General features: G+C 73.6%; 8 protein-coding genes. 3 read left to right on the top strand and 5 right to left on the bottom strand.

Annotated elements, in window-relative coordinates:
• Positions 1-3 precede the first annotated feature (3 nt).
• The 3 genes from alr to ACZ5DC_RS13655 form a co-directional block, all read right to left on the bottom strand.
• On the bottom strand, positions 4-1,167 hold the full coding sequence (alr, locus tag ACZ5DC_RS13665; protein WP_468652336.1) for an alanine racemase: 1,164 nt from the start codon (positions 1,165-1,167) through the stop codon (positions 4-6).
• A 546-nt stretch (positions 1,168-1,713) separates the two neighbouring features.
• On the bottom strand, positions 1,714-3,153 hold the full coding sequence (locus ACZ5DC_RS13660; RefSeq protein ID WP_468652334.1) for an NAD(P)H-hydrate dehydratase: 1,440 nt from the start codon (positions 3,151-3,153) through the stop codon (positions 1,714-1,716).
• Between the two features lie 52 nt (positions 3,154-3,205).
• Positions 3,206-3,577, bottom strand: coding sequence for a holo-ACP synthase (locus ACZ5DC_RS13655; protein ID WP_103812811.1), 372 nt, complete (start codon positions 3,575-3,577; stop codon positions 3,206-3,208).
• Between the two features lie 99 nt (positions 3,578-3,676).
• On the opposite strand from ACZ5DC_RS13655, the gene ACZ5DC_RS13650 reads away from it, so the two are divergent.
• Positions 3,677-4,459 (top strand): SDR family NAD(P)-dependent oxidoreductase, encoded by a 783-nt coding sequence (locus ACZ5DC_RS13650; RefSeq protein WP_366748572.1) that lies wholly within the window; start codon positions 3,677-3,679, stop codon positions 4,457-4,459.
• A gap of 93 nt (positions 4,460-4,552) precedes the next feature.
• On the opposite strand, the gene glmS is transcribed toward ACZ5DC_RS13650, so the two are convergent.
• Complete coding sequence (gene glmS, locus ACZ5DC_RS13645; RefSeq protein ID WP_468652331.1) at positions 4,553-6,400, bottom strand: glutamine--fructose-6-phosphate transaminase (isomerizing); 1,848 nt, start codon at positions 6,398-6,400, stop codon at positions 4,553-4,555.
• Between the two features lie 175 nt (positions 6,401-6,575).
• Between glmS and coaA the strand changes: the two genes are divergently transcribed.
• Positions 6,576-7,544 carry a type I pantothenate kinase gene (gene coaA / locus ACZ5DC_RS13640; RefSeq protein ID WP_468652799.1) on the top strand — a complete coding sequence of 323 codons (969 nt, stop codon included), beginning with the start codon at positions 6,576-6,578 and terminating at the stop codon, positions 7,542-7,544.
• 21 nt (positions 7,545-7,565) lie between these two features.
• Positions 7,566-8,498, top strand: coding sequence for a DUF389 domain-containing protein (locus ACZ5DC_RS13635; RefSeq protein ID WP_468652329.1), 933 nt, complete (start codon positions 7,566-7,568; stop codon positions 8,496-8,498).
• 18 nt (positions 8,499-8,516) lie between these two features.
• On the opposite strand, the gene glmM is transcribed toward ACZ5DC_RS13635, so the two are convergent.
• On the bottom strand, positions 8,517-9,875 hold the full coding sequence (glmM, locus tag ACZ5DC_RS13630) for a phosphoglucosamine mutase (RefSeq protein WP_468652327.1): 1,359 nt from the start codon (positions 9,873-9,875) through the stop codon (positions 8,517-8,519).
• Positions 9,876-9,995: the final 120 nt, after the last annotated feature.

Raw genomic sequence — 9,995 nt, 5'->3', positions numbered from 1 at the left:
CGCTCACCGCGACGCGTTGACATAGACGCGGGGAACGCGCGTTCCGATGCGTGTGACGATCTCGTACGCGATCGTGCCGCAGGCCTGCGCCCAGTCCTCGGCCGTGGGCTCACCGCGGTCACCGGGCCCGAACAGCACGGCCTCGCTGCCCACCGGGGGCTCGTCACCGCCCAGGTCCACCACGAACTGGTCCATGGCGACCCGCCCGGCGATCGTCCGCCACTTGCCGCCGACCAGCACCGGGCCGGTGCCCGAGGCGTGCCGCGGGATGCCGTCCGCGTAGCCGACGGGCACCAGGCCGAGCGTGGTGTCGCCGGGCGTGACGTAGTGGTGGCCGTAGCTGACGCCGTGTCCGGCCGGGGTGTGCTTGACCAGGGCCAGCGAGGCGCTGAGCGTCATCACCGGGCGCAGCCCGAAGTCCGCCGGGGTGCCCAGTTCCGGGCTGGGCGAGACGCCGTACAGGGCGATGCCCGTGCGGACCAGGTCGAAGTGGGACTCGGGCACGGTGAGGGTGGCCGGCGAGTTGGCGATGTGCCGCACCTCGGGCCGTACGCCGAGGTCCTCGGCGTACGCCAGCATCTCGCGGAACCGGGTGAGCTGGGCGGCGATGGACGGGTGCCCCGGCTCGTCGGCGCACGCGAAGTGCGACCACACCCCGGTGACGCGGACCAGCCCCTCGGCCTCCGCGCGCAGGGCGGCACCGACCAGCTCGGACCAGTCCTCCCCCGGCTGGCAGCCGTTGCGGCCGAGTCCGGTGTCGGCCTTGAGCTGCACGCGCGCGGGGCGGCCCGCCGAGCGGGCGGCCTCGACGACCTCCCGCAGGGCCCACATGCCGCTCAACGAGACGTCGACGTCGGCCTCGATCGCCTGCCGCCAGGGCCCGCCGGGCACCCACAGCCAGCACAGGATGCGGCCGGGCAGCCCGGCCGCGCGCAGCGCGAGGGCCTCTTCGGCCGTGGCCGTGCCGAGCCAGCTCGCGCCCGCCGCGAGGGCGGCGCGGGCGCACGGCACCGCGCCGTGGCCGTATCCGTCGGACTTGACGACGGCCATCACGGCGGCGCTCCCGGCCCGGGCGCGCAGGGCCCGCACGTTGGCGCGCAGGGCGCCCAGATCGATCTCGGCGCGGGCGCGCAGGGCGGCGGTCGGCACAGCTGGTGTCTCACTCATGGCACCCCCAGTCTCTCAGAGCCGCCCTCCACGGGAGGCGGGCCGGGTCCCGCGGTTGCGCCTCCGGCGGTCACCGGGGTCCGGGCCGGGCGCGCGGACCCACCGCCGGGCTCCGGCCGTCACCCGGCCGCGGGTGCGTGCGGGCTGGGCGCGCCCCTGCGGACTCGCGCCACCGCCCGCCACACCGCACCGCCCGGCCGAACCCACCACCCGACTCCGGCCATCACCCGGCCGCGGACCCGCGCGGGCTGAACGCACAGTTCCCCCCGCCCCCAGGCAGTTGCACCACCGCCCGCCCCACCGCACCGCCCGGCCGAACCCACCACCCGACTCCGGCCGTCACCCAGCCGCGGACCCGCGCGGGCTGAACGCACAGTTCCCCCCGCCCCCAGGCAGTTGCACCACCGCCCGCCACACCGCACCGCCCGGCCGAACCCACCACCCGACTCCGGCCGTCACCCGGCCGCGGACCCGCAGGGGCTGAACGCACAGTTCCCCGCGCCCCAATGAAGTCGCGCCGCCTTCGGTCGGGCCGCGGTGGGCCGGTCAGTTTCGTACGTCCCTCCATGCCTCCGGGATGTGTGACGCCACGTCATGGGCGCCCGTGGGCGCGCCCTGCGCGGCGAAGCGGCCCGCCAGGCCGTGGAGGTACGCCGCCACGCTCCCGGCGTCCGCCGCCCGCAGGCCCGCCGCCAGCAGGGAACCCGCCAGCCCGGACAGCACGTCCCCGCTCCCGGCCGTGGCCAGCCACGGCGTCCCGGTGGCGTTCACCCGCACCGGTCCGCCCGCGAAGTCGGCGACCAGTGTCGTCGACCCCTTCAGCAGCACGGTCGCCCGGTACACCGCCGCCAGCTCCCGTACCGCGGAGAGCCGGGCCGTCTCGACCTCCTCGCGCCGCACCCCCAGCAGCGCGGCGGCCTCCCCCGCGTGCGGGGTCATCAGCGTCGGCGCCGTACGCCCGCGCACCGCGTCCCGGTCGGCCAGCCGCAGCCCGTCCGCGTCCAGCAGCACCGGCACGTCCGCGTCCAGCACCTCGGCGACGGCGGCCGCGTCGTCCCCGGCGCCCGGCCCGACCACCCACGCCTGCACCCGCCCGGCCTTCGCGGGCCCGGCGTCGGAGACGAGGGTCTCCGGGAAGCGCGCGATGACCGCGTCCCCGGCCGGCCCGACGTACCGCACGGCCCCGGCCCCGCCCCGCAGCGCGCCCGACACCGCGAGCACGGCCGCACCGGGATAGCGGGCCGACCCGGCGGCGATGCCGACCACCCCGCGCCGGTACTTGTCGCTCTCCCCCGTCGGCAGCGGCAGCAGCCGTGCCACGTCGGCGTGTTGCAGGGACTCCAGCACGGCGTCGGCGGGCGGCGGTTCCAGGCCGATGCCGACGAGCCGCACCACTCCCGCGTACTCCCGCGCGGGATCCACCAGAAGCCCCGGCTTGTACGCGCCGAAGGTGACGGTCAGGTCGGCCCGGAGCGCGGCCCCCCGCACCTCCCCGGTGTCCGCGTCGACGCCGCTGGGCAGGTCCACGGCCACGACGGCGGCCCGGGACCGCGCCACCACCCCGGCGAGCCGCTCGGCCTCCGGCCGCAGCCCGCCCCGGCCCCCGATGCCGACGATCCCGTCCACCACCAGGTCGGCCCGCAGGAGCAGTTCGTCCGCGGCGGCGGAGTCCGCGGCGGCCACCGTGCCGCCCGCCCGCCGCAAGGCCGCCAGCCCCCCGCCGTGGGCCCGGCCGGGCGTCAGCAGGACGGCCGTCACCCCGGCGCCGCGCCGGGCCAGCCGGGCCCCCGCGTACAGGGCGTCCCCGCCGTTGTCCCCGCTGCCGACGAGCAGCACCACCCGGCTGCCGTACACCCGCCCGAGCAGTTCGGCGCAGGCGGCGGCCAGCCCGGCGGCGGCCCGCTGCATCAGCGCGCCCTCCGGCAGCCGTGCCATCAACGCCCGCTCGGCGGCCCTTACCGTCTCCACGCTGTACGCAGTACGCATGGCACCGAGTCTGCCCCGTAACCCCCGCCGTCCACACCCGGCACGGGACCGGTCAGCCCTCGGCGACCACCACGGCCGAGGCCACGCCCGCGTCATGACTGAGCGACACGTGCCAGGCGCGCACGCCCAGCTCGGCGGCCCGCGCGGCCACGGTCCCCTTCACCCGCAGCCGTGGCTGTCCGGTGTCCTCCACGTACACCTCGGCATCGGTCCACTGCAGTCCCGGCGGCGCGCCCAGCGCCTTCGCCAGCGCCTCCTTGGCCGCGAACCGGGCCGCGAGCGAGGCGATGCCGCGCCTGTCCCCGCTGGGCAGCAGCAGCTCCCGCTCCACGAACAGCCGGTCGGCCAGGCCCGGCGTCCGCTCCAGGGACGCCCGGAACCGGTCGATCTCGGCGACGTCGATGCCCACCCCGATGATGCTCATGCCGAGCACCCTACGACCCCGGTGACGGGCGGCGCGGCGACACCACGTCGGACCCCGGGCGCCGTACGGCCGCCGCAACCCGGGCTCTACGCTTCCGGCATGACGTCCTCGCGTGCCTATCTCTCCGACCTCTTCTCCCTGGACGGCCGGGTCGCCGTGGTGACCGGAGGCAGTTCCGGCATCGGGCGGGCCATCGCCGGGGCGCTGGCCCGGGCCGGGGCGAAGGTGGTGATCGTGGCACGGCGGAAGACGGAACTGGACGCCACCGTGCGGGAGCTGACGGCGGACGGCTGCCGGGCCGCCTGGGTCAGCGGTGACCTGGGCACCCGCGACGGGGTGCGCGCGGCGGCCGAGGAGGCCGCGGCCGTCTTCGGTGAGCCCGACATCCTCGTCAACTCCGCCGGGATCAACCTCCGTCCGCCGATGGACGAGCTGGGCGAGGAGGTCTGGGACACCACCATGGCGGTGAACCTGGAGGCCCCGTTCCTGCTCGGGCAGCGGTTCGGCCCCGGGATGGCGAAGCGCGGCTTCGGGCGGATCATCCACGTCACCTCCCAGCAGGCGCACCGCGCCTTCGTGCAGAGCGGCGCGTACGGCGTCTCCAAGGGCGGCCTGGAGTCCCTGGCCCGCTCCCAGGCCGAGGCGTGGTCGCCGCACGGCGTCACCTGCAACACCCTGGTGCCGGGTTTCGTGCTGACCCCGCTCAACAGGCGGCTGCAGTCCGACCCCGGGAAGGTGGCGGCTCTGGCCGCGCGCACAATGGCCGGCCGCAACGGCCTCGCCGAGGACTTCGCGGGCGCGGCCGTGTTCCTGGCCGGCCGCGCCTCCGCCTACATCACGGGCCAGTCGATCCACGTGGACGGCGGCTTCTCCGTCCACTGACGAAGCGTCACTCGACGGAGCAGCACTGGACGGAGCAGCACTCGACGGAGCGACACTGGACGAAGCCCCGCCCGACGAGGCCGCCCCGCCCCCTCACTCCACCGTGACCGACTTGGCCAGGTTGCGGGGCTGGTCCACCTCGTTGCCCCGGGCCGTGGCCAGCTCGCAGGCGAAGACCTGGAGCGGGACCGTGGCCACCAGCGGTTGCAGCAGGGTGGGCGTGGCCGGGATGCGGATCAGGTGGTCGGCGTAGGGGACGACCGCCTCGTCGCCCTCCTCCGCGATCACGATCGTCCGCGCGCCCCGCGCCCTGATCTCCTGGATGTTGGAGACGATCTTGTCGTGCAGGACCGACCGGCCGCGCGGGGACGGGACGACGACGACCACCGGCACGTCCTCCTCGATCAGCGCGATCGGTCCGTGCTTCAGCTCGCCGGCGGCGAAGCCCTCGGCGTGCATGTAGGCCAGCTCCTTCAGCTTGAGCGCGCCCTCGAGGGCCACCGGGTAGCCCACGTGCCGGCCGAGGAAGAGCACCGTGTCCTTGTCGGCCAGCGTCCGCGCCAGCGCCCGTACCGGCTCCATGGTCTCCAGGACCCGCTCGACCTCCTCGGAGATGCGGGACAGGTCCTTGATCACGGCCTGGATCTCGTCGCCCCACTTGGTGCCCCGGACCTGGCCCAGGTAGAGCGCGACCAGGTAGCAGGCGACAAGCTGGGTGAGGAACGCCTTGGTGGAGGCGACGGCGACCTCGGGACCCGCGTGCGTGTACAGCACCGCGTCCGACTCGCGCGGGATCGTCGAGCCGTTGGTGTTGCAGATCGCCAGCACCTTCGAGCCCTGTTCGCGGGCGTGCCGCAGCGCCATCAGGGTGTCCATGGTCTCGCCGGACTGGGAGATGGCGATCACCAGCGACCGCCCGTCCAGGATCGGGTCGCGGTAGCGGAACTCGCTGGCCAGCTCCACCTCGCACGGGATGCGCGTCCAGTGCTCGATGGCGTACTTGGCGATCAGGCCCGCGTGGAAGGCCGTACCGCACGCCACGATGACGACCTTGTCGATCTCGCGCAGCTCGGAGGGGCTGATCCGCACCTCGTCCAGGGTCAGCGAGCCGGACGGGTCGATGCGCCCGAGCAGCGTGTCGGCGACCGCCTTGGGCTGTTCGGCGATCTCCTTGAGCATGAAGTAGTCGTAGCCACCCTTCTCGGCCGCCGAGGCGTCCCAGTCCACGTGGTAGGAGCGGACCTCGGCCGGGCGGCCGTCGAAGCCGGTGACCGTGACGCCGTCGCGCCGCAGTTCCACCACCTGGTCCTGGCCGAGCTCGATCGCCGAGCGCGTGTGGGCGATGAACGCGGCGACGTCGGAGGCGAGGAACGCCTCGCCCTCCGCGACCCCCACCACCAGCGGGGAGTTCCGGCGGGCGCCGACCACCACGTCCGGATCGTCGGCGTGCACCGCGACCAGCGTGAACGCGCCCTCCAGCCGCCGGCACACCAGCCGCATCGCCTCGGCCAGGTCGGCGGTCGCCGAGAACTCCTCGGCCAGCAGATGGGCGACGACCTCGGTGTCCGTCTCGGAGTTCAGCTCGTGGCCGCGCTCGGCCAGTTCGGCGCGCAGCACGGCGAAGTTCTCGATGATGCCGTTGTGGACCACCGCGACCCGGCCCGCGTTGTCCAGGTGGGGGTGCGCGTTGACGTCCGTGGGGCCGCCGTGCGTGGCCCAGCGCGTGTGCCCGATGCCGGTCGTGCCGGCCGGCAGCGGCCGTTCGACCAGTTCCTTCTCCAGGTTGACCAGCTTCCCGGCCTTCTTCGCGGCGGCCAGCCCGCCGTCCGCCAGTACGGCGACACCGGCCGAGTCGTAACCCCGGTACTCCAGCCGCTTCAGCCCGGCCATCACGACGTCGAGCGCCGACTGCGACCCTACGTATCCCACGATTCCGCACATGGGCGGCAGCCTACGGGCCGACAACGATCAAAAACCGCCTCCGCCTGCCCGAAATCGGAAATTCCCACCGTCGTACGAAGGCCGGTCGTGGCCGGAACGCACCGCGTGACGGACCCCACCCGCCGTGCCGTTCAGACTCCGTTAACAATGGACTGTGATCTCACCGGTCTCCTCGATGCCCCGGAGCGCCCACCGGCACAGGCCGGAGGCGACTCCTTACGTCGACCTCACCCGTGCCGAGTGGAGCGCGCTGCGCGACAAGACGCCGCTGCCGCTCACCGCCGAGGAGGTGGAGAAGCTCCGTGGCCTCGGCGACGTCATCGACCTGGACGAGGTGCGGGACATCTACCTCCCGCTCTCCCGGCTCCTCAATCTCTACGTCGGCGCCACGGACGGCCTCCGGGGCGCGCTGAACACCTTCCTCGGGGAGAAGGGCTCCCAGTCCGGCACCCCGTTCGTCATAGGGGTCGCCGGCTCGGTCGCCGTGGGGAAGTCCACGGTCGCCCGCCTGCTCCAGGCCCTGCTCTCCCGCTGGCCCGAGCACCCGCGCGTGGAGCTGGTCACGACGGACGGATTCCTGCTGCCCACCCGGGAGTTGGAGGCCCGGGGCCTGATGTCGCGCAAGGGCTTCCCCGAGTCCTACGACCGCCGGGCCCTCACCCGTTTCGTCGCCGGCATCAAGGCAGGCAAGGACGAGGTGTCCGCGCCGGTCTACTCGCACCTCATCTACGACATCGTGCCCGGCGAGCAGCTCACCGTCCGCCGCCCGGACATCCTGATCGTGGAGGGCCTGAACGTCCTCCAGCCCGCCCTGCCCGGCAAGGACGGCCGCACCCGGGTCGGTCTCGCCGACTACTTCGACTTCAGCGTGTACGTGGACGCGAGCGCCGACGACATCGAGAGCTGGTACCTCAGCCGCTTCAAGAAGCTGCGCCAGACGGCGTTCCAGAACCCGAACTCGTACTTCCGCAAGTACACCCAGGTCTCCGAGGAGGAGGCCCTGGACTACGCCCGCACGCTCTGGCGGACCATCAACAAGCCCAACCTGGTGGAGAACATCGCCCCCACCCGGGGCCGGGCCACCCTGATCCTCCGCAAGGGCCAGGACCACAAGGTCCAGCGCCTCAGGCTCCGCAAGCTGTAGCGGTACCTGTTGGATGGGCACATGCTGCATCTGCGCCTGATCACCCCCGCGGAGCGGACCGACGAGGTGGTCCGCCTGATCGGGGCGACGGTCGGCACCACCCACCTCGTGGTCCTGCCCGGCGCCGCCCGCGACCCCGCCGGCGACGTCGTGCTGTGCGACGTGGCCCGCGAGGCGGGCGACGAACTCATCGCCGGGCTACGGCGCCTCGGCCTGGACGACACCGGCTCGATCGCCGTGGAGACCATCGACCTCTCCCTGTCCCGGCGGGCCGAGGAGGCCGAGGAGGAGGCGCCGGGAGAGGGCGCGGACGCCGTGCTGTGGGAGGGCCTGACCGAGGCCACCCACGAGGAGTCGACGCTGTCGGTCACCTACGCGGCCTTCATCACCCTGGCCACGATGATCGCAGCCTGCGGTGTCGTGCTGGACAACGCGATCCTGATCGTGGGCGCGATGGCGGTGGGGCCGGAGTTCGGCCCGCTGGCCGGTGTCTGCACGGCCCTCGTGCGACGCCGTCCGCGCCTGGCACGGCGCTCGCTGACCGCGCTGCTGGTGGGCTTCGCGCTGGCGATGGCGGTGACGGTCGGCTTCACCCTGCTCATGGACGCCATCGGGCTCTTCCACCGGTCCGACCTGGAGGGCGAGCGCCCCAACACGGCCTTCGTGTACGCCCCCGACGCCTTCTCGCTCATCGTGGCGGTCCTCGCCGGCATCGCCGGCACGCTGTCCCTGACCTCCGCCAAGTCGGGCGCGCTGGTGGGTGTCGCCATCTCGGTGACCACGGTCCCGGCCGCCGCCAACGCGGCGGTGGCACTGGCCTACGGCGACACGTCCCAGACGAGCGGGTCGACGGCCCAGCTCCTGCTGAACCTGCTGGGCATCATCCTGGCGGGAACGCTCACCCTGCTCGCGCAGAAGTACTTCTGGACGAGACAACGGCGGCGCCCCCGCTGAGGGCAGCCGGCCCCGGAACTATCCGAGCGCCGACTTCACCGCGTCGGCGAGCCGTCCGGCGACGGAGCGGGCCTGCTCGATGTCGGCGGCCTCGACCATCACCCGCACCAGCGGCTCGGTACCCGAGGGACGCAGCAGCACCCGCCCGGTCTCCCCGAGTTCCCGCTCGGCCTCGGACACGGCGGCGGCGAGGTCGGCCGACGTGCGCACCCGCGACTTGTCCACGTCGGGCACGTTGACCAGCACCTGCGGCAGCCGCTCCATGACGGACGCCAGGTCCCGCAGCGTACGGCCGCTCTCGGCGACCCGCGCCGCCAGCAGCAGGCCGGTCAGCGTGCCGTCCCCGGTGGTCGCGTGGTCGAGGATGATGACGTGCCCGGACTGCTCGCCGCCGAGGGCGTAGCCGTGCTCCTTCATCTCCTCCAGGACGTACCGGTCGCCGACGGCGGTCTGCACGAGCCGGATGCCCTCGCGCTCCATGGCCAGCTTGAAGCCGAGGTTGGACATCACGGTCGCGACGACGGTGTCGGAGCGCAGCGCTGAACGCTCCCGCATCGCCAGCGCGAGCACGGCGAGGATCTGGTCGCCGTCGACCTCCTCACCGGTGTGGTCCACGGCCAGGCAGCGGTCGGCGTCGCCGTCGTGCGCGATGCCGAGGTCCGCGCCGTGCTCGACGACCGCGGCCTTGAGCTTGTCCAGGTGGGTCGAGCCGCAGCCGTCGTTGATGTTGAGGCCGTCCGGCTCGGCGCCGATCGTGACGACCTGGGCGCCGGCCCGGGCGAACGCCTCCGGCGAGACCCCCGAGGCCGCGCCGTGCGCTTCGTCCAGGACGATCTTCAACCCGTCGAGCCGGTTGGGCAGCACCGCGAGCAGATGGGCGACGTACTGCTCGAAGCCCTCCTCGTGCGAGCGCACGCGCCCGACCCCGGCACCCGTCGGACGCTCCCACGGCTCGCCGTGCCGGTGCGCGTGGTAGACCGCCTCGATCCGGTCCTCCAGCTCGTCGGCGAGTTTGTGGCCGCCGCGGGCGAAGAACTTGATGCCGTTGTCCGGCATGGCGTTGTGGCTGGCGGAGAGCATCACGCCGAGGTCGGCGCCGAGCGCTCCGGTCAGGTGTGCCACCGCGGGCGTCGGCAGCACGCCGACGCGCAGGACGTCCACGCCCGCGCTGGCCAGACCGGCGACCACCGCGGCTTCCAGGAACTCCCCGGACGCGCGCGGGTCCCGTCCGACCACCGCCGTCGGCTTGTGGCCCTCGAAGGTGCCCGCCTCGGCCAGCACGTGCGCCGCGGCGACGGAGAGGCCGAGCGCCATCTCGGCCGTCAGATCCGCGTTGGCGACACCGCGCACGCCGTCCGTGCCGAAGAGTCGTCCCACTTGTCCTCCTGAGGAAGCGTCCTTGCTGCCGGGATGATGGCAGACGCCATCACATCCGATCACACAAGCCTTTGAGCGTCTTGTGTCGTTATACGCCCTTGGCTGGGATAAACGAACGCC

Source organism: Streptomyces sp. NPDC031445, assembly GCF_055581365.1.
The sequence above is the reverse complement of the archived record's forward strand: the minus strand, read 5'-3'. Positions and strand labels throughout refer to the sequence as shown.